The 19,929-nt window shown below is 51.0% G+C and carries 17 protein-coding genes; 6 read left to right on the top strand and 11 right to left on the bottom strand.

Features of this window, described 5'->3' with window-relative positions; all coding sequences use genetic code 11:
- Nucleotides 1-58 precede the first annotated feature (58 nt).
- Together KV190_RS06100 and pheS are read right to left on the bottom strand one after the other, a co-directional pair.
- Nucleotides 59-694 carry a ParA family protein gene (locus KV190_RS06100; protein WP_181495815.1) on the bottom strand — a complete coding sequence of 212 codons (636 nt, stop codon included), beginning with the start codon at nt 692-694 and terminating at the stop codon, nt 59-61.
- Nucleotides 695-706: 12 nt separating this feature from the next.
- Complete coding sequence (gene pheS, locus KV190_RS06095; protein WP_460195240.1) at nt 707-1,717, bottom strand: phenylalanine--tRNA ligase subunit alpha; 1,011 nt, start codon at nt 1,715-1,717, stop codon at nt 707-709.
- A gap of 126 nt (nt 1,718-1,843) precedes the next feature.
- Between pheS and KV190_RS06090 the strand changes: the two genes are divergently transcribed.
- Nucleotides 1,844-3,208 (top strand): CPBP family intramembrane glutamic endopeptidase, encoded by a 1,365-nt coding sequence (locus KV190_RS06090; protein WP_460195049.1) that lies wholly within the window; start codon nt 1,844-1,846, stop codon nt 3,206-3,208.
- Here the strand turns inward: KV190_RS06090 and KV190_RS06085 are convergent.
- Nucleotides 3,205-3,720 (bottom strand): L,D-transpeptidase, encoded by a 516-nt coding sequence (locus KV190_RS06085; RefSeq protein WP_460195048.1) that lies wholly within the window; start codon nt 3,718-3,720, stop codon nt 3,205-3,207. The genes KV190_RS06090 and KV190_RS06085 overlap by 4 nt on opposite strands.
- Before the next feature lie 90 nt (nt 3,721-3,810).
- On the opposite strand from KV190_RS06085, the gene KV190_RS06080 reads away from it, so the two are divergent.
- From KV190_RS06080 to KV190_RS06060, 5 genes are all read left to right on the top strand, one after another.
- The gene (locus KV190_RS06080) at nt 3,811-4,452 is read left to right on the top strand and encodes a cofactor assembly of complex C subunit B (RefSeq protein WP_460195047.1); all 642 of its coding nucleotides are present in this window, start codon (nt 3,811-3,813) and stop codon (nt 4,450-4,452) included.
- A 59-nt stretch (nt 4,453-4,511) separates the two neighbouring features.
- Nucleotides 4,512-5,528 carry an oxygen-dependent coproporphyrinogen oxidase gene (gene hemF / locus KV190_RS06075; protein WP_460195045.1) on the top strand — a complete coding sequence of 339 codons (1,017 nt, stop codon included), beginning with the start codon at nt 4,512-4,514 and terminating at the stop codon, nt 5,526-5,528.
- 9 nt (nt 5,529-5,537) lie between these two features.
- Nucleotides 5,538-6,863 (top strand): cytochrome c biogenesis protein, encoded by a 1,326-nt coding sequence (locus KV190_RS06070; protein WP_460195044.1) that lies wholly within the window; start codon nt 5,538-5,540, stop codon nt 6,861-6,863.
- 66 nt (nt 6,864-6,929) lie between these two features.
- Nucleotides 6,930-9,173: a heavy metal translocating P-type ATPase gene (locus KV190_RS06065; protein WP_460195239.1), complete on the top strand. Its 2,244-nt coding sequence runs from the start codon at nt 6,930-6,932 to the stop codon at nt 9,171-9,173.
- Between the two features lie 42 nt (nt 9,174-9,215).
- Entirely contained in the window at nt 9,216-9,830 is a 615-nt protein-coding gene (locus tag KV190_RS06060; protein WP_460195043.1) for a hypothetical protein, read from the top strand.
- Nucleotides 9,831-9,832: 2 nt separating this feature from the next.
- Here the strand turns inward: KV190_RS06060 and KV190_RS06055 are convergent, their stop codons facing one another.
- The 8 genes from KV190_RS06055 to KV190_RS06020 form a co-directional block, all read right to left on the bottom strand.
- The gene (locus tag KV190_RS06055) at nt 9,833-10,438 is read right to left on the bottom strand and encodes a type IV pilin-like G/H family protein (RefSeq protein WP_460195042.1); all 606 of its coding nucleotides are present in this window, start codon (nt 10,436-10,438) and stop codon (nt 9,833-9,835) included.
- Between the two features lie 61 nt (nt 10,439-10,499).
- On the bottom strand, nt 10,500-11,051 hold the full coding sequence (locus KV190_RS06050; RefSeq protein WP_460195041.1) for a hypothetical protein: 552 nt from the start codon (nt 11,049-11,051) through the stop codon (nt 10,500-10,502).
- 87 nt (nt 11,052-11,138) lie between these two features.
- Nucleotides 11,139-11,981 carry a prepilin-type N-terminal cleavage/methylation domain-containing protein gene (locus KV190_RS06045; protein WP_460195040.1) on the bottom strand — a complete coding sequence of 281 codons (843 nt, stop codon included), beginning with the start codon at nt 11,979-11,981 and terminating at the stop codon, nt 11,139-11,141.
- 76 nt (nt 11,982-12,057) lie between these two features.
- Nucleotides 12,058-12,675: a type IV pilus modification PilV family protein gene (locus KV190_RS06040; protein WP_460195039.1), complete on the bottom strand. Its 618-nt coding sequence runs from the start codon at nt 12,673-12,675 to the stop codon at nt 12,058-12,060.
- Nucleotides 12,676-12,701: 26 nt separating this feature from the next.
- A complete protein-coding gene (locus tag KV190_RS06035) occupies nt 12,702-16,964 on the bottom strand; it encodes a hypothetical protein (RefSeq protein ID WP_460195038.1) in 4,263 nt (1,420 codons plus the stop codon).
- Between the two features lie 38 nt (nt 16,965-17,002).
- On the bottom strand, nt 17,003-17,530 hold the full coding sequence (locus tag KV190_RS06030) for a hypothetical protein (RefSeq protein WP_460195036.1): 528 nt from the start codon (nt 17,528-17,530) through the stop codon (nt 17,003-17,005).
- A gap of 400 nt (nt 17,531-17,930) precedes the next feature.
- On the bottom strand, nt 17,931-18,836 hold the full coding sequence (locus KV190_RS06025; protein ID WP_460195035.1) for an Rpn family recombination-promoting nuclease/putative transposase: 906 nt from the start codon (nt 18,834-18,836) through the stop codon (nt 17,931-17,933).
- Nucleotides 18,837-18,839: 3 nt separating this feature from the next.
- The gene (locus KV190_RS06020; RefSeq protein ID WP_460195034.1) at nt 18,840-19,805 is read right to left on the bottom strand and encodes an Rpn family recombination-promoting nuclease/putative transposase; all 966 of its coding nucleotides are present in this window, start codon (nt 19,803-19,805) and stop codon (nt 18,840-18,842) included.
- Nucleotides 19,806-19,929 lie beyond the last annotated feature (124 nt).

Raw genomic sequence — 19,929 nt, 5'->3', positions numbered from 1 at the left:
CGATTTGCGTTTGGTTCTTTGGTTACTTTCGATACGGATACCCTTGGGGCGATCGCCCCTATCGCCAGTCCCGTTGTAACTCTTCAGCCACGCGACGGTAATCCGCTTGAGCTTCCTTCGCCTGTTTGCCCTTCCATTGGGTAATGGGAACCCCATCGAGAGCTGCCCGTTCATGGGCTTTGTAAGCGCGAATAAAGGAATGACAGGCCGCCACCCCCAACTGCAAGAGCGTATTTTGGGCTTCGAGGGCTTCATTGACACAGCGGGGATCAACGCGGGTCAGCAGGACGCGGTGAGGAACTTTAGACGGTTGCACCACTTGCTTCACTGTTTCAATGAGGGCGGCAAGGTCAATGGGGGCGGGGGGGGTGGGCAGCACCAGATAGTCGGCGATCGGTACCACCGCTGCTAGGGCACTGGAGGCTAAGGCCGGCGGCGTATCGACAACAATCAAATCATAGCCAGAGAGCTTGCGCACATTGCTGAGGAGTTTTGGGTTGACCTCCTGCGCCAGATCGAAGCCCATGGATTGGCCACTGCGCTGAAACCACCACGTCGCCGAGGCTTGGGGATCCGTATCCACCAACAACACTTTGTACTGCTCGGCATAGGTGGCTGCTAGATTGATTGCCGTTGTGGTTTTACCAACGCCTCCCTTACCGTTAAGCACAGCGAGCAGACGGGGTTCAGCCAAGGCTCTATCCTCCTAAAACTGCCGCAGAAAGCGCAGATCGCTGGTGTAAAAGCGGCGAATATCATCAATTTGATGCAGCACCATAGCAAACCGCTCTACTCCAAACCCAGCAGCAAAGCCCGTATAGACCTCTGGATCGTAGCCGACATTTTTGAGAACGGCAGGATCCACCATGCCACAGCCCATCACCTCTAACCAGCGTCCCTGCCACTGCACATCCACCTCCGCCGAGGGTTCGGTAAAGGGGAAATAGCTGGCACGGAAACGAATGGGAACATCACCAAAGAGTTCCGCCAGAAACGTGGTGACGGTGCCCTTGAGGTCTGTAAAGGTCAGCCCCTCATCCACTGCCAAAATCTCAATCTGATGGAACACAGCCGCGTGGGTGGCATCCTCCGTATCCCGCCGGTAACAGCGGCCGGGGGCAACGATGCGAATGGGGGGATCATTGAGTTCCATGTGGCGAATCTGCACCGAGGATGTGTGGGTGCGCAGGAGATTGCCATCGGGCAGGTAAAAGGTATCCTGCATATCGCGAGCCGGGTGATCTGCGGGTGTATTCAGCGCCTCAAAGTTGTAGTAGTCGCTTTCCATTTCGGGGCCATTGGCAACGGTATAGCCGAGACCCACAAAAATATCGAGGATGCGGTCAATGGTGCTATTGAGGGGATGAATGTGCCCTTGGGGACGATAGACGCCCGGCATGGTTACATCAAGGCTTTCAGCCGCCAGTTGAGCAGCAATTTTTTCGGCTTGCAGGGTTGTGCGGCGGGCTTCTAGTTCTTGGAGCAGCTTTTCCTTGAGGGTGTTGGCGAGGGTGCCGATGGTGGGGCGATCGCTAGCGGGCAATTTGCCCATGAGGGCGAGAATTTGTGAGAGTTCGCCTTTTTTGCCCAAGTAGGCAACGCGCAATTGCTCTAGGGTATCGAGGGTGCTAGCTGCGGCGATCGCCTGCAAGGCTTGGGCTTCTAAATCTTTGAGTTGTTGGCTCAGCCGATCACGATCAAGGGTGGGGGTGGTCATGGCAAAATGCGGTTGCGGAATACGCAAAAATCAACATTAACGAGGCGTCTCAAGAAATTCCCACGGGCTGGGAATAAGCCTTGATTATAACGCTATGCCCGCAGTTGCGATCGCGATGGTTCTAGAATGCCGACTCCCAAGCAAACAAGTCAGCCTAAACATACGGTCAGTCAGTGGCTAGCCAGAGCACCCCAAGCCTTTCTCCATTCACCCCGGTTTTCTGCGAACCGTGAGCAACAGATGGCGATCGCTGCCTGTGGGCTGTGGTTTTTGGCACAACTGCTTTACCTGCACTATTTGTCCGCAACCCCTTGGCCGTGGCTCGAAAGTTTGGTGGAGGCTGCCGCCGTCGTGATGATTGGCGGTTTTCCAGTGCTGTGGTGGGCAAGTGGCCAGCGGGATTTTGATAAGGTGGCTCAACGCTGGCAGAGACGGTTACTCCTAAGTTTGGCACTGTATATTGCCATTAGCTTAGCCCTTCCCGAGGCAAACCGCTTTCGTTGGCATCCGATTCTGACGAACTTGATCTTTGCCGATCAGCCGGCGCTGAATTTGCTGGTCTTTCTCGTGGGCGTCTGGGCAATGGTGCGCGTCCCTTTCCTCTTGCGGCAGCAAACCACACCGACACCAGTGTTGTGGGCTTGGATCAGTGGAGCAGCCCTCTATCTATTACTCAGCCACAGTGGGCTAATTTCGCCAGCCTTCCCCAAGGAATACACGGAAGGATTCATCATTACGCCCATTTACCTACTCCTCTGTGCTTGGGGCGATGGGCAGCGGCGACACCCCCCACGGACGACCCCCACGGGATTGGGATGGCGGGACATTCCCCTAATTGCGGTCTCACTTTTTAGCCTCTACTGGTTCTCGACGCCCTACTTTCGCTTTGGCCCTTTTGTGGCGCTGCAACTGTTTATTCTTGTGATCATGTTTGGCAGTGGGTTGGGGCGATCGCACTTTGGCTATAGCTTTGAACCCCGTTGGCGCGATGCCCGTTTATTGGCGGGAATGTTCTTGGCGGCCTTGGTGACCATGGTGCCCTTGGGGAGTCTATTGGGCTTTTTGCCCTTGGCGGAATTCAACTTGACCCCCTCGCCGCTGGAGGTGTTTGTCTATGTGGCGCTCTTTGCAATGCGGGTGGGGATTTTTGAGGAGGTGCTCTTTCGCAGTGGTTTGATGATTTTCGTGCGGGATCTGTTGCAGCACTATGGGGGCGATCGCCAGCGGCCGGTGGTCATTGCTTGGGGTGCCATTCTCATTTGTTCGCTGCTTTTTGGCATTCTCCATGTAGGCAATGAGCCAAATGCTGATATTCAACTGCCCCCCATGGCCTACCGAGCAGTGTATATCGTCATGGCAACTTTGGCCTCGCTCTTTTACTGCCTAACCTTTGCTTGTACCCAGCGCCTCTGGGCGGGCGTTTTCCTGCATGGTCTAGTGGATGCGATCGCCGTCGTCTTTTTTGGCGCTGCCCTCGTCACCCCTTTCTAGCGCACCACAATCACAGGCACACCCGGTTGCACTTTCTCAAAAAGCTCCTCAATGTCGCGGTTGTACATACGCACGCAACCGTGGGAAACCGCATGACCAATGGAATCAGGATTGGGGGTACCGTGCAGCCCCACCCAATTGGTGCCATCACTCCAAAAGCCAATCCAACGCCGCCCCAAGGGGTTGCGGGGATGTCCACCGGCAATCACTGCTCCGGTAAAGGGATTTTTCCAAGCGGGATCGCGAATCATCTCCCGAACTTGAAATTGACCTGTGGGGGTTTCCCACCCCGGACGACCTACGGCCACTGGATACCGGCGCAGGGGAGTTTGTCCTTGATAGAGGGTCAATTGGCGCCGCGATAGGCTGATTTCTAGGCGTAGGGGAGCAGTGACCGTTGTTGGGGGGGCGCTAGCAAGGGCAAAGGGGAGAGAACCCAAAAGACTCAAACTCACCAATCCAAAAACCGCAAGCGATCGCTGGCTAGCTTTTAGGAACCCTTGTCCTTTCATTGCTCCATTCACTCCTACCACTGTGAGATTATTGGCATTGGGGAATAATAGATAGCTACGTTGCTACTGGAAAATTTTTCAAAATTCTAGATGAATGACCAAGTTCTACGCTATTTACCCCTTGCAACAGGGGTTCTGGGGGGCACACTTCTCCTCATCAATCGCCTCTTGACCCCCATGCTGACCCCTTCCCAAGCACGCGCCGATGTCGTGGGGGTGATTCTTGCAGCGGTCTTGATTTTGACGACGCTGATTTGGCAGCGGGTGCAACCCCGTCCCCCGGAAGCGGTGATCCTTGAAGGGGAAGAGGGATTTGAACTGGCCGATGATCTGGATGCTGCCCTGAAAACAGAGCTGGCGTGGCTCTCCTATACCTTGCTGACGAATACGCCCACAAAGTCCATTGTCATTTGGCGGGGCGATCGCCCCCTCTTGCGGCGCGGTATTCTTGGGCCGAAACCAATGACGGCCACGGGTGCCATTGTCCAGCGAGCACTGCAAACCCAACGCCCCATCTATTTAGTGAATTTAGCCCTTTACCCCGGACGCATTGAATTTGACTATTTGCCCCCCAATACCCAAGGGGTGATCTGCCAACCCGTGGATGAGCAAACGGTAATGATTCTCGGCACCAATGCCCCCCGCAGCTATACCCAGCAGGATGAACAGTGGGTGGCTGCCCTTGCTGCCAAGTTCGCTCAGGTGCTGGCAGAACAGTACAATAAAGCCTAGACGCGCTTGCAAGCGACTTTTGACACTGAAGACCGTTTATTAGGATTTCGATACTTACTATGACTGTTGCAACTTCTGCTACCACTGCTGTGCCCAGTGACTCGCGCCAACGGGTGGCCACGTTTCTTAAGGAGCTACAGGATCAGATTTGTCAAGGGTTAGAGGCTGCCGATGGCGGTGCCCAGTTTCAAGAGGACAGTTGGCAACGTCCCGAAGGGGGGGGCGGTTGCTCGCGGGTGATGAAAAATGGCCAGCTTCTGGAGCAGGGGGGCGTTAATTTCTCGGAGGTGTGGGGGGAGCAGTTGCCGCCCTCAATCTTGGCTCAGCGGCCAGAGGCAGCGGGTCATGGCTTCTATGCCACGGGTACCTCAATGGTGCTCCATCCCCGCAATCCCTATGTGCCCACAGTGCATTTGAACTACCGCTACTTTGAAGCCGGGCCGGTGTGGTGGTTTGGCGGTGGGGCGGATTTGACCCCCTACTACCCCTTTGCCGAGGATGCCAAATACTTCCATCAGGTGCATAAGGCTGCCTGCGATCGCCACCACAGCGAGTACTACCCCGTCTTCAAACGCTGGTGTGATGAATACTTTTACCTCAAGCATCGCGGCGAAACCCGAGGCGTGGGCGGCATTTTCTTTGACTACCAAGATGGCAGCGATCGCGAACTGTACCGGGGGCCTCATCCCGAGGGCGAGGCGGCTCGCTATAGCCAAAAGGTGGGTTCTGTGGGCAGTCGTTCGTGGGAAGACCTGTTTGCCTTTATTCAAAGCTGTGGCCAAGCTTTTCTTGAGGCCTACCTACCGATTGTGGAACGGCGGCGTCACCTCGAGTATGGCGATCGCGAGCGGCAATTTCAGCTCTATCGGCGCGGGCGCTATGTGGAATTCAACCTTGTCTATGACCGCGGCACAATCTTCGGCCTGCAAACCAATGGCCGCACCGAGTCTATTTTGATGTCCTTGCCGCCCCTTGTCCGCTGGGAATATGGCTATACACCGGAACCCAACAGCCGTGAAGCAGAACTCTACACCACATTTTTGAAGCCCCAAGACTGGGTCAATTGGCCACTCTAAAACAACTCTATGGATGCCCCTGTGTTTCGCCGTGTTCTTGCTCTCCTTGGAGATCTGCGCTTAGCAATTCTCCTGTTGCTGGTGATTGCGATCGCCAGTATTGCCGGCACCGTGATTGAGCAGGGGCAATCCCTCAGCTTCTATCAAGCCAATTATCCCGAAGACCCCGCCCTGTTTGGTTTTCTCAGTTGGCGGGTTCTGCTGGCACTGGGGTTGGATCATGTGTATCGCACCCCTTGGTATCTCAGCCTTTTGGTGCTCTTTGGTGCCAGTTTGATTGCCTGTACCTTCAGTCGTCAGGTGCCCGCCCTAACCACCGCCCAACGCTGGCAGTACTACCAAGAACCGCGTCAATTCACAAAGCTTGCCCTCAGCACCACGATTCCCCAAGGCTCCCTCAAGGACTTAGCCACTGCCCTGAGCGCAAAGGGCTACCGCGTCTGGCAAACCGATAATCAACTCTATGCCCGCAAAGGCATTGTCGGTCGCATTGGCCCGATTGTGGTTCATGCCAGTATGATCCTAATTTTGCTGGGGGGGATTTTGGGGGCGCTCACGGGCTTTATGGCGCAAGAACTGATTCCCAGTGGTGACACCTTTCATCTTCAGCACATTGTTCAGGCGGGGCCACTAGCGCGGATCCCCCAGCACTGGTCAGTTAAAGTGAATCGCTTTTGGATAGACTACACCGCTGCCGGTGACATTGACCAGTTCTACTCGGATCTGTCAGTGCTGGATGCCGACGGTCAGGAGGTGAAGCGGGGCACGATTCATGTCAACCAGCCCTTGAAATATGGCGGAGTCACCCTCTATCAGGCGGACTGGAGTATTGCCGCCATTCGCTTTCGCCTCAACAACAGTCCCGTGCTGCAACTGCCAATGGCACAACTCGACACCGCAGGGAAAGGTCGCCTCTGGGGCACATGGCTGCCCACGAAACCCGATCTCTCGGAGGGGATTTCCCTGATTGCACGGGATCTGCAAGGTACAGTACTGATCTACAGCCCTAAGGGGGAGTTTCTCACCAGCTTGCGCACAGGCATGAGTACAGAGATTAACGGTGTGACACTGACGTTGGTCGAACTGGTGGGCAGTACGGGGCTGCAAATTAAAGCAGATCCGGGGATTCCCCTGTTTTATGCGGGCTTTGCCCTGTTGATGGCGGGGGTAATCATGAGCTATGTGTCCCACTCGCAGGTGTGGGGGCTTCAGGAAAACGATCTCCTCTACGTTGGTGGACGCACAAATCGGGCACAGTTGGCCTTTGAGCAGGAATTGGTGGCGATCGCCCGCGAATTGGCACCCCAAAGCCAAACCACAGAAGTGGAAGTTTAGCCCCTTGACTCTCTAGTTGACTGGAGACTTCAGGATCAATAGGGAGTGCTTTAGGGGAAGGTCATGATGACCCGCCTCACGTTCAAGGTGCAGGGGATGCGTTGTGCTGCTTGCGCCAATGTCGTTGAAACCGCCCTGCGATCGCTGGCGGGGGTGGTGGAGTGTGAAATTCATTTTGCTGCTGCCCAAGCCACTGTCACCTACGATCCGCAGCGCGTCACATGGTCCGATCTGCAAGGGGCGATCGCCAAAGCCGGCTATCACGCAGAGCGACTCCCTGAAGAAGGCTTGGTAACCGACACCGCCGCCGAAGAATTTGCCTATCGGGCTGAACTGCACCGTCTCAAACGCCGACTCCTCTTTGCCGGTGGCGCCACCCTACTACTGCTGCTGGGGAATCTACCCATGATGACAGGCTGGCATCTCCCTTGGATCCCCGCATGGCTGCACCATCCTTGGGTACAACTACTGCTGACGGCGCCAATTCAGTTTTGGAGTGGTGAATCCTTTTACGCAGGGGCTTGGCGGGCACTGCGCTATCGCACAGCCACGATGGACACCCTAGTGGCCTTGGGCACCAGTGTTGCCTTTTTCTATTCTCTTTTTGTGACGCTCTTTCCCCAAGCCTTCCATGAACACACGCCAGAGGTCTATTACGAAGTCTCAGCCGTTGTCATTACCCTGATTCTCTTGGGACGCTTTCTCGAAAGTCGCGCCAAACGGGAAACTGCTGCCGCCATTCGCAAACTCCTCGCCCTGCAACCGAAAACAGCACGGGTGATTCGTAACGGCGAAGCAGTGGAGGTGCCCCTGATTGAAGTGCAAGTGGGGGATCTATTGCTGGTGCGTCCGGGGGAAAAAATTCCCGTGGATGGTGAGATTGTGGCCGGGGCTTCGACGGTGGATGAATCGATGGTGACCGGCGAGAGCCTGCCAGTGGAAAAGCGCGAGGGGGATGAAGTCATTGGTGCCACCCTTAATCAAACGGGCAGCCTGCAAATGCGTGCCACGCGGGTGGGGCAGCAAACCTTCTTAGCACAAATGATTCAACTGGTGCAGCAGGCGCAGGCCTCAAAAGCCCCCATTCAAAAACTGGCGGATCGGATCACGGCTTGGTTTGTACCGACGGTGCTGGCGATCGCTCTCCTGACGGGTCTGCTGTGGCTCACTGTTGGCCGCAACCCCACCCTTGCCCTATTGACGACCATTGGCGTCCTAATCATTGCCTGTCCCTGTGCCCTTGGCTTGGCGACCCCCACTTCAATCATGGTGGGCACGGGCAAAGCAGCGGAGTATGGCATTCTGATTAAAGATGCCCGCAGTCTACAACTGGCCCACCGTCTTCAGACCCTTGTCCTCGACAAAACCGGAACCCTGACCCAAGGCCATCCCAGCGTTACAGATTTTTATACTCAGGAGGATGCCACAACCCTTTTGCGCCTTGCCGCCAGTGTGGAATGGCACTCGGAACATCCCCTTGCTGCCGCTGTGGTCGAGTATGCCCAAGGGCAGGGGATATCGCCGCAAACGGTTCGCGATTTTGTGGCCACGATTGGTCAAGGGGTACAAGGCATTGTTGAAGATCAATGGGTACTCATCGGTACTCCAGCCTTTCTAGAAACCCACGGCATTGACATCACCCCTTGGCAGCCCCAAGCCCAACGCCTTGCCCAAGAGGGAAAAACCGTCGTCTGGATTGCCGTGGCGGGGAAAGTGAGGGGTCTCATGGCCATTGCCGACACGCTCAAACCTGAAGCCCCGGCGGTAGTGGCTGCCCTCAAGCGCATGGGATTAGAGGTGATTCTGCTGACGGGTGATCATGCCGTCACGGCTGCGGCCATTGCTCAGCAAGTGGGAATTGAGCATTACGTTGCCAGTGTCCGCCCCGATCAAAAGGCGGCGATCATTGCTGAACTTCAACGTCAAGGGAAGTGCGTGGCCATGGTGGGGGATGGCATTAATGATGCCCCGGCTCTCGCTCAAGCAGATGTGGGGATTGCCTTGGGCACGGGTACCGATGTGGCGATCGCCAGCAGTGACATCACGCTCATTTCTGGACATCTTCAGGGCATTGTCACTGCCCTACAACTCAGCCGTGCCACGATCCAAAATATTCGCCAAAATCTCTTTTTTGCCTTCATCTATAATGTGGCTGGCATTCCCATTGCCGCTGGTATCCTTTACCCCTTGAGTGGCTGGCTCCTCAATCCCATGGTGGCCGGTGCAGCGATGGCCTTTAGCTCCTTCTCCGTAGTGATGAATGCCCTGCGCCTGCGCTATTTTCGACCAAGACGGCCAGCCCTCTTGTAAAACATAGGCGAGATAACCTGCGCTCAGAGGAGATGCAACATTGTGCCTAAAGCACCTATTATTCAGGGCGATCGCTCCTATACCTTTGCCGATTACTTCAAACTCAACTTTGCGCCCCAGGATATTTTGGCGTACTTCAACGTCACTCTACAGCGCCGCTCCCTAAGCCTACCTCGCTATACTGGCACCCTTGATCGCCTGACGGATCTCAAAAACCGCATTGAAGAAAGCCTGCCTCGCCTCAGCCTCACCACTGAAATCGCCCGACGGGAATTTCTAATTGCACCCGTCTTGATGGATGTCCTTCACTACACCCAAGCAACCCTCAACGTTGAGTATCCCATTGTCGTCAATAACCAACTCAAAGGCTCCCTAGACTACCTGCTGCAAAACGGACAATTCTTTCTAGTCATTGAAGCCAAAAATGAGGACTTAGAACGCGGCTTTGTCCAACTAGCGATAGAACTTATCGCCTTAGATCAATGGATTGAGTCAGAGCAACCCCTTCTCCAAGGCGCGATTTCAACGGGTAACATTTGGCAGTTTGGGCAGTTCGATCGCCAGAGCCGTACCGTGACTCAAGACTTGAATCTCTACCGCGTACCCGCCGACTTAGAAGACCTGCTGCGAATTCTTGTAGAAATTCTAACCCCCTAAAATTACTCCGTTGTCTGAATTGAGTAAAACTTCACTGGCTCACCAGAACCTTGCGGTACTTCCGCCCAGCAATCACCGGGGGGTGCCGCCGTCGTCCCTTCCTTTACGGAAGCGGTGGTTACCCCAAGATCACCAGGTTTTGCCCAGACACAGCCAGAGACACCTCTACCGGCTGGATCAATGGCCTGAGCATGCACTGACACATACCACGGATTGCCACCGCCATAGAGCACTGCATTGGTTGTTTGACTCTTAATTTGGTCATAGCTGAGGACAAGGGGATGGTAGCCCTCAATTTTATAACCACCGCCACTGGTGTCGTAGATTTTCAGCAAAGATAGCTTAGTCGCAAAAATCTTATGGCGCACGCGGTAGGCTTCCTGCGCACGGTTAATCGCACCGATTGTGGATTTGGCACTGGCCAGTTGCGCCTTGGTGCGCTGATTGAGCAATGAAGGCAAGGCAATCAAAGCAATCACCCCGATAATCACAATCACCGCCAGTACCTCTGGTAACGACAACCCGCTATTGCGATTCAGTTGGCGGCGCCGCTCCAGTTGTTCATTGAGCGTAAAGAGCAATTTCAGGCGAATGATGGGGTGAGTCATAGGAGCTAATCCTTGGTGGATATTGGTTACGGCCTTCTACTTCTAGGTTAGCGAGTTCGATCTATTCCATGTATTGGGTACAAACATCTCCCTCCTCAGTCCGCATCGCACCCAACACCGTTGAAATCCGCACACAGCGCAAATAGTCATATTCATAGGCATAGATGCTAAAGGAAATCCGCCGAGGGGTCACCGGCGTAATCACCCGACCCTGATGATCAAAGGCCAGTTCACACTGATTGCTGTCCCGTGCTGCATCTTGCCAGCACTCCAACATTTGCCCCCCAGAGCTAGTGACAGGACTATTAAAGTCTGTCCCCCACATCACCATCACCACTTGCTCATCATCTTCAATCAGGGGTTGCCACGTCCATTGATTGCGAGGGGTTGTGGTGCGGTTCATTGTCCACTGCACACCCGTATCTGTATTGCGAAAAGCGACCACCCAAGGCAAGTTTTCCTTTTTCGCGGCGGCTTGGGCAAGGCGCAAAGCATTCCGGGCATTATTCGTTGCTGCCCGCACCCGTTGCCGTTGCAACAAAGGGAAAATGCTCATTGTGCCAATGCCAATGACCACCCCAATCAGAACAATGACAACCAAGACTTCAACCATGCTAAAGCCATAGTTTTTCCTACTTTTGGGTACAGACTTGTTTGACAAGCAAATCATAAGACAGATTCCTTTAAACTAATTTAGTGGTCAGCCTCCACTTCCAGAGGTCTGAACGACAATAGAACGACTTCTGACCGTTGTTGTCATCACAGGGCGATTAGCTATATCGCTTGAATTAATCCCTGGCAGTCCTTCGGGATTAGCGCGCAAGTAAACAAGTGTAGTAGCATTAATTCCAGTAGAACTTGCTGTGCTAACACAGGCATAGAAACTATTGGAACCTGTACTAGGTGTACGTTGAAATCCCGGTTCGCAGGGTACAGGCGTAGCTGGTAAGCTGCTCCAATTCTGATCAATAAAATCCATCACAACTGGTGGCAACTGATCAGTAGAGCTATTCATACTGGAAATTAAACCATTTACAGTCCGCTGGTAGCGACGCAGACGAGCCTTACCTGGCCACTTTGAATTAGGGTTATCATCCAGATAATAAACAACTAGTAACGGTACTGACCGAGTGTTATAGATTTGGTTGCAAAGTGTGTCAGAAGGAGAACAATTATTAAAACTATTGCTAATAATTTCCCTAGAAATAGGTTCAAGTTTTACCATTGCCAATATTGGCTGTAATGTTACTGAGCCAAATGACGTGAGAATATCACTTGTTTGAAATTGATCTAAAGGATCTCTTTTATTAGGATTAGCTAGGTCATTTGCTGTAAATACATAGTAAGCTTGCTCAAGGTCACTAGTAATATATTCAATCGATGCTTGTAGATCTTGACGTATTTGATTTAAGGAAGATTCCCGTGACTCTACACGTAGCATCTCGATTAATAGAGAACCAAGAGATACAATAATTATCGAAGCAACTATCAATGAAACTAAAATTTCTACTAGTGTGAATCCGTTCTTCGCTTGTCGGGACAAGAAATGAATTCGAGAGAGAGCATATTTCCTATTCATAATAAATTACTCGCAAACAGGATACAAAAAATACAAAAAGTTAATTACTACTGCCTAAAGTACTAAATACTTGGTTATCTGTTGAATCGTCTTTGGTGATAATAGCTGTTAAAACAACTAAAGGTTGTTCAATGCTTATTGAGTTAGTCATTGCAGCAGTTAAAGGAGCTGTTCCAAGTGCCTCGGAGTTATTAATGATACCTGCGTCATAAACTCTCACTTGAACGGGATAGGCATGGTTTGATGAAGTAGATGCTCCCCTATATATTTGAACAGCATACTGCCGGTTACCCATGATTCTAAGGCAAGACTCAGTAGCTGAAGATGGTAGATTAGTCGAAGCTGGACATGTAACAACGGAATTCGGCGGAGGTTGATTATCTAGTAGTGTTGGATTTTGTATCGTCGCAGTTATAGTACTCACTGGAGGTAAAGTAGCGCCACTTTCCAGCATCAAGCGTAATCTATCAATCTCACTTCGTGCAAGCTGTGAAGCTTGGTTAATCCGATCATTTTGTAAACGTGTTGCTGTCACCATCACTAAGGGTGCAGTGAGCATTATCAAAGCCAGATTAACCACTAGAATGGCGATAACACATTCTACTAAAGTCAATCCCTGTTCCAAGGATGAATTTAGAAAAAGCCGTCGAGTATTCATCGTTTTTTCCTCAGTAATATATTATATCAGCAAGATTCTGCTGTAGCCGTTGGGTCAATTTGGCCTCCTCCCCATGCAGCAGGCCGTTGAGCACGTCGAAGTTGGCAGACATAGGGATCATTAGCGGGTAACTCCTTATAAAACTCACTCGGCTGAAGCTGTTCTTGGGCAAAGCGCTCAGCAATCGGTGTTTCACGCACTTGTAAGATACCGACATCGTATCCCCAGAGACGGTTGGGAGGACTATAGTATTGAATAACTTCTCCTGTTGGTGCCCCACAATTAAAAGCAGTATTCACATTGCGGCACGCTGCATCTGATGAAGGAGAGATTTCCCACTGATCCTGATCAAAGGGGGCATTACCTTGGGTTGAGAAGTTCAATTGCATCAAGGAACCATGAATCCAGAGGTTCACTCCTCCCCAATCCTCTATGAATCGGGGGAAGTTATGTAATCCTCCATAGGATTGATTAGGACGTGATGGAACAGTACCACTGACGATGATCAGATTCATGCGAGTTTCTACAGCACGATTGCGAGAGCGACCACTTGTAAATGTGAAGTAAGCATTATAGGGATTATTCGCTTGACCTGTGTTCCCTGTTGGATAACTCGTGAGTGGATTACCATTCCTGTCTATCCGTTCACCCGTCTGGTAATTGAGCAGCCATGACGTACCATTACGATCTACATAAATAGGTGAACTCGGATCAAATGGATTTTCGCGAAGCCAAATAGCGCTGTCGTTAGGCAACTCAGCACTTGGTCGGTTAGCATTCAGAAATGAAGGAACTAACGATGCACTGTCTTGGCATGTTGGATAGATAACTCCACCAGCATTACTAACCGTTGAGCTTTGGGATGCATAAGTGTTGTTGTTAACAGTAAGCTGTGTGTAGTTTGTAGCTAGGTTCTCTGGAGAAGTGGCTGCCAATTGTTGAATCGCATTGCGATAAGCTTCAGCAAAGTAATCATTAGCTGAACCATTACAGAAATTACTAGAGGTAAGGGTAATAGCGTCAGCTAGGATCTCTGTTGCTCGCCAAGTATCTGTTGCTGGTACAGCAAAACGAGTATCCCGCGTTGTACGGTTACTATAAAACTGAGTCACATTGAAAGAACCAGGAAGTTTTTGAGTAAATTCTTCAATTCGGTTACTTTCATTCGTTGTTCCGTTTGTACTGTGCCAGTTAAATTCACCTTGAACATAAACAGGATTATCGCTAATGAATGTCATCCCTAGTTTGTTTTTTTCAGGTGGTAGTCCAGCTCGATCCAGTCGAGTACCATTCCACAGACGGAAGCCATAGGGACGCCGCATGGGATCTGGGAAGAAATCTACGGGCTTTGTGGAGATACCATTCTCCCTCAAGGTTGGGTCATGGGGGCTAGATGGGTTTGTATTCATCCAGTTTTGACCCGAAACGGCTGGTCGAGCAATGCCATCTTCACGTACTGCATCTTCACGGAAGGCATAGACAATACCCCCCATTGGTAACCAAGTATCGCCACCAATGGGACTCCGCCGCAGCAGGTCGAGGTCAATATCCATCTCCCGCACAGCCATCTCTTCACGGCCATTAAAGAGGGTGTTATCGAGGAAAGCGACATTGCGGGCATTGCCATCAAAGTCAATGATTTGATTCAGGCGGTTTGGGAAGCGGATATTGTTGAGCAAAATACCATTGGCAGCCTCAGTGGGAGTAAGGAAATCAGTTGTATTGGCACGTGGGGTTGCCGCAATAGCACTCGGGGTTACAGCCGTCCCCCCTAGTGGGTTGAAGATCGCCCGCAGGGCAGGATATTTGATGGCTGTATTGAAGACACCAACAATTAGAGAATTCGTAGGAATATTAGTACTACCACCACCACTGCGCTCAGTGTGACCAAGATAAACTAAGTTCATGCTATTGGGCTGGCCACTGCTGCCCGGAATAAAACTGGTAACAATAAATCGCCCTTCTCGACGCTGGCTACTATCAGGGGTGCGAATTTCAATGATGTCACCCACAGAAAAGACTTGATTGGTTCGCAAATTCGTCACTGTTGTTGAATTGCGGGTTGGGTTATTGGGAAATGCCACGGTAGGATTAGCAACCGTCCCTAAGACAAATGATGCTGAGGCACCCACGGGTACCGTAACATCTGAACCCGTAGTGTTGCGAAGGGTCACACTGATGATCTTGACAGGATTAGAGATATTAAGTTGAACTGTGCCATTAGCATCTAGAGCCTCGTATTGCACCAGTCTTAATCGGCCAACCCCTGCAACATAGACATCTTGACCAATGTCTGAAGGACGTAAATCAAAGTTATAGCTTGGGGCATCTTCTACCTGTAGTGTTCTCTCCTGATTATTCGGGATTAACCACTGTTGACCAATGACAAAACCACGCCGTTTGTCGCCCAAGCAAAATGCATCCCGTAGATAGCGTGTGTTGTTGTTGTCAGGAATGCTGCACGCATAGGCTTGAGGATTTAGGTCATATTTCACTTGCTCTTTTAGAGCAATGAGTCGTGCTAAGCGTGCTAGTTGATCATTAGTGTTCGTAGGGTTTTCTTGGAGTGGGCGTAACCCCCAACTGTTCTGATCAATTAGAGCAGTGATATAAGCATTGGCATCCAAGTAACCACCCCGATAAGAGAGGGGGTTATTATTATTGCGGCGATTCACTTGAATGCGTCCTGCGTCAGAACCGTTTGCTTGGACTCTAACTTCACCATTGGAATTATCATTGTCTGTAAGACTTAGTAGCGCATTGTTCAGGCTAGTAAGCTGAGACAAACTGCTATAGTTAACTGTTTCTAATGTATTCACACTGTGCGCCAGCATCCCCAACATACAGCCTGCGGTATGCCTTGCGCTTTGATCCGCTAGGCTATTGTTCCCTTGTGGCGAGAGAGCGCGGGCAAGGTTCGAGAAGTTCCCGGCACGGGTGGTGACTGGGTTGGGGTGAATCAGGGTACCCCCTGTTTCCTGTTTTGGTGGAAAGGCACCATCCACGCCATCACCAGCATAGGCGACAAGGTTTTGCATCGCTGACTGCATCGCTGGAGCATTAAAACTTGGGGGAGTAAATTCCCAGCCATCTGTGCCGCGCCCTGTAAAGAAATCAAAGAATTGGAAACCACCGGGCAAGCCTTGAATGCCGCTGTACTGGTTGAACATAATGCTGCGCAGGGCAGTTTGGGGCGTACCGTGGTGGTGGGTTGTGGCAAGACAGGCAATGGGTTGGTAGCCGCTATCATTTTGCCCTGAATAGCGATTGGTCAAGGGATCAGGAATTGAAGCGTTAATTGTTGTCCCCTCTGCCTTGTAGTGATAAACGGCTGTAGCTTGTACGGCCGCAAGGTTATCCCGTAGCGTACGGTGTTGGTAAAACTCATTACGACGGTTATTGTTGGCGGTGTTGCCGGCTGCGGGATCTAAAGGTTTACCAAGTTCAAGACGTTCCCCAACAATAATCCGCAACCCCTCTTGGCGTGCCCGCCGCTCCCAATAACCATCAAGCCCAAGCAGAGCAGAAGGCCCCCAATTATTTGTAAGATAAGGTTGAAGTGCTGTGTCAGTAATCTTATCACCAATCCTAGATGGAACTGCAATTGGATTGGGTACCGATCCGCCATATTCTTCGGCTTGCTGAGAGGTATATCTATAGGTTGGCTTGGGTCCATAGCGATCATCAGCACGATAAGTATCATCTACATAGGGAGTAATTTGATTTTTGTTAGTTATGCGGGGTGGTTTATTACCCTCATTTCTGGCATAGTATTGATTTTGCCAATTAGGATCACGATGACTACGATTTGTTGGATCATTACCTCGGGCTACACTTTTGTCATAAACAACAATTTCAATGGGGTTTAAGGCAATATCAGATGGATTCACACCATCCTTGATAGAATCTCTTCTTGAATCAAATACAACATTCGAACCAGTGTCACTATCACCTGATGTCACTGGCGCAGCATCTTTAACATAGGAGTGAATGATAACAGATCCATTGGTATTATTGTCTCGTAAAGTGCCTGATACAAATTGACCCTGAAATTCTTCATTTTCTGCCGTAGTGATTTCTGAAGCCTCAGGAGTATAGTAACAAGAATTAGTCGAACTTATCAGGTAGCTTTGCAGTCTATTACTTGCACCACCCATAATAATACTGCCTTCAGTGTGCATAGCACCATTCCAGCGAAAATCAGGACCCGGAAAAATTTCAAGATCATTGCGGAACCATGCTGCCCACTTGTTTGGTCGATTTCGGCGGCGCTGTTGAATGAGTTCCAAAGATTCAATGAAGGGACGGCCATTTCTATCTTCATAAACTACAGCACTTCATAAACTACAGCATTCACTTGAAAATTTTTACGATATTCAGAGGTAAAGTCATCCCATCCAGCCGCACCTTCTCGAGCCGCTTCTCCTCTCGATTCTAAACAAGGATTCGTCGTATCAAAAAGTGCAGGACGATTACGTGTAAGTAAGTTTTGTGCTTTATTGCTATCGGAGTCATTAATTTGATCATCCGTTGGTCGTCTCACAAGAATCGAGTACGCAATTATTTGATTGGAATTATTGGGTGAGCGAAATACCCATGCATTGTCTGGGGTGTTATCACCATTAATATCAATCCGTTGCTCATCTGGAAGATCAAATACTGATTCTGCTAATCGCTCTTCTAACCAACCTTCTCCCGGGGTGCCACTTGGGAAAGAAAAGGGAGCATCCTGTGGAGGATTAAATAAATAAGCCAGTTTAGCTTTAGCCCGATCAACAGCAGGATTGGCTGCATTTATTGTTAGCGTTTGTCGCTGGATACCAACTTCATTTGTACGATTCAGCGTCCGCAACATGAGCGCCCCTACTGTCAGTGTGATCACCACGAGGACAATCACTGCTGTGGGCAGTACGAAGCCAGCGCGGCCAAACCTCACTTGTCGGCGACGCAGAACTGGACTGAGCCGTCGTTGCAACCAGAGGCGCAACTGGTGAAACAAATGCCGAATCGTCCGCATTAGCTTGCGATACTGCCGTTTCGAGAGGCCAAAGCGTCGGTCATTCTTTTTCATAGGGGTACCTAGTCAAGGCAGAGGAGCGGCAACCTGCCATTAGTTACAGAGCTTGGAGATGGGCTAATAGTTAGTATGGTTTTTCCTTAGTAAAAAATTTCAGGCTCCAGACAATTTTTCGGATTGTTGCGGCCAGCAATAATACTTATTGCCAGAAGATCAAAAACGATTTATGGTGCATGGGCTAGGTGGAGCGATTTAGCCACGCAAACACTTCCCCTAGGTCAGTAAAGTCTAGGAGTGCTTCTGCTAGAACTTCGATTTGATCGGGAGAGAGCTGACGAATGCGTTCTTCAAGGTCACTGGGCACACTGCCAAACCGCCGCCTTAACTGCCGTAGGACAACGGCTGCTTCGCCTTGTTGTAGTCCTTGTTGTAATCCTTGCTGTAGTCCCTGTTGCAAGCCTTCCTGTCGTCCTTCTTGTTTTCCTTCTTCTCGTGCCTCAGCATACACTTCTTGATAAAATCGCGTCCGCTTCAGTTCCTCAGTGGTAAACCCCAACATGCGCAGCACCTCCTCGCGACTCAGCGTGGTGAACTTGTAGAGCACAATGGTTGTGATCAACTCCATTATGACTTCTGGCCTTGGCACTGCCTCTATGCGAGTGCGCTCTGCCAGCATCCGCGCTGCTGTCGGCATGTCTGCTTCGGGTAGCACTGTGAGCTGCATTAGGGCTAGGCTCAATGGCAAGACCTCAAGTGAACCGAGTTCATTCAAATAGACCCGACGCAGGCGATCGCTATTCACTAACAATTGATACGGCTCAAAAGACTCTTGTTCTGCTTGGCGATCGGGATAAATGACCACAGCTTGCCAGTCAGAGAAGGTACCATCATGCAACCGTAGGTAGAGAAAGATTTCGGAAAAGAAGCGTTGGTAGAAGGTATTGTCCCGTTGGAACTGAACTTCACAGAAATAGACGGTTCCTGAGGGGTCAGGGGGCACGAAGACGCCATCAATGCGAAAGGCGGTTTGCTTCAGCTCCACTGAGTCAAAACGATACCCTTGAGGTGTGTCTATGCCCAAGAGGTCAAAGAGGGTTTGGGGTAGCTGGGCAAACAGTTGATAAAAGAGGGAGTCGCGGTGCATGGGCTAGGAAGAGCGATTTAGCCACGCAGACACTTCCCCTAGATCAGTGAAGTCTAGAAGTGCTTCTGCCAGTGCTTCGATTTGATCGGGAGAGAGCTGACGAATCCGTTCTTCAAGGTCACTGGGCACACTGCCAAACCGCCGCCTTAACTGCCGTAGGACAACGGCTGCTTCGCCTTGTTGTAGTCCTTGTTGTAGTCCTTGTTGTAGTCCTTGTTGTAGTCCTTGTTGTAGTCCTTGCTGTAGTCCTTGTTGTAATCCTTGCTGTAGTCCTTGTTGTAATCCTTGCTGTCGTCCTTCTTGTTTTCCTTCTTCTCGTGCCTCAGCATACACTTCTTGATAAAATCGCGTCCGCTTCAGTTCCTCAGTGGTAAACCCCAACATGCGCAGCACCTCCTCGCGACTCAGCGTGGTGAACTTGTAGAGCACAATGGTTGTGATCAACTCCATTATGACTTCTGGCCTTGGCACTGCCTCTATGCGAGTGCGCTCTGCCAGCATCCGCGCTGCTGTCGGCATGTCTGCTTCGGGTAGCACTGTGAGCTGCATGAGGGCTAGGCTCAATGGCAAGGCCTCAAGTGAACCGAGTTCATTCAAATAGACCCGACGCAGGCGATCGCTATTCACTAACAATTGATACGGCTCAAAAGACTCTTGTTCAGTTTGGCGATCAGGATAAATGACCACGGCTTGCCAGTCAGAGAAGGTACCGTCGTGTAACCGTAGATAGAGAAAAATCTCGGAAAAGAAACGTTGGTAGAAGGTGTTGTCCCGCTGGAACTGAACTTCACAGAAATAGACCGTTCCCGAGGGGTCAGGGGGCACGAAGACGCCATCAATGCGAAAGGCAGTTTGCTTCAACTCGACTGAGTCAAAACGATACCCCTGAGGCGTGTCTATACCCAAGAGGTCAAAGAGGGTTTGGGGTAACTGGGCAAACAGTTGGTAAAAGAGGGAGTCGCGGTGCATAGGCTAGGTGGAGCGATCGCTCCGACCAGAAAGTTCAGAAAACTTCAGAACTGGAGCGTTATGGAGGCAGGGGTTCCCCCTATGGTAAGCTGAGGACTGTATAGAATATGTTGTGGTTTTGCAT

Source organism: Thermosynechococcus sp. FA-CM-4201, from assembly GCF_054689355.1.
The sequence above is the reverse complement of the archived record's forward strand: the minus strand, read 5'-3'. Positions and strand labels throughout refer to the sequence as shown.

Bases quoted from the DNA above. Each gene is read 5' to 3' on its own strand.
- pheS (WP_460195240.1), bottom strand. From the start codon at position 1,717: ATGACCACCCCCACCCTTGATCGTGATCGGCTGAGCCAACAACTCAAA.
- KV190_RS06090 (WP_460195049.1), top strand. From the start codon at position 1,844: ATGCCGACTCCCAAGCAAACAAGTCAGCCTAAACATACGGTCAGTCAG.
- KV190_RS06085 (WP_460195048.1), bottom strand. From the start codon at position 3,720: ATGAAAGGACAAGGGTTCCTAAAAGCTAGCCAGCGATCGCTTGCGGTT.
- KV190_RS06080 (WP_460195047.1), top strand. From the start codon at position 3,811: ATGAATGACCAAGTTCTACGCTATTTACCCCTTGCAACAGGGGTTCTG.
- hemF (WP_460195045.1), top strand. From the start codon at position 4,512: ATGACTGTTGCAACTTCTGCTACCACTGCTGTGCCCAGTGACTCGCGC.
- KV190_RS06070 (WP_460195044.1), top strand. From the start codon at position 5,538: ATGGATGCCCCTGTGTTTCGCCGTGTTCTTGCTCTCCTTGGAGATCTG.
- KV190_RS06065 (WP_460195239.1), top strand. From the start codon at position 6,930: ATGACCCGCCTCACGTTCAAGGTGCAGGGGATGCGTTGTGCTGCTTGC.
- KV190_RS06055 (WP_460195042.1), bottom strand. From the start codon at position 10,438: ATGACTCACCCCATCATTCGCCTGAAATTGCTCTTTACGCTCAATGAA.
- KV190_RS06050 (WP_460195041.1), bottom strand. From the start codon at position 11,051: ATGGTTGAAGTCTTGGTTGTCATTGTTCTGATTGGGGTGGTCATTGGC.
- KV190_RS06040 (WP_460195039.1), bottom strand. From the start codon at position 12,675: ATGAATACTCGACGGCTTTTTCTAAATTCATCCTTGGAACAGGGATTG.
- KV190_RS06030 (WP_460195036.1), bottom strand. From the start codon at position 17,530: ATGTTGCGGACGCTGAATCGTACAAATGAAGTTGGTATCCAGCGACAA.
- KV190_RS06025 (WP_460195035.1), bottom strand. From the start codon at position 18,836: ATGCACCGCGACTCCCTCTTTTATCAACTGTTTGCCCAGCTACCCCAA.
- KV190_RS06020 (WP_460195034.1), bottom strand. From the start codon at position 19,805: ATGCACCGCGACTCCCTCTTTTACCAACTGTTTGCCCAGTTACCCCAA.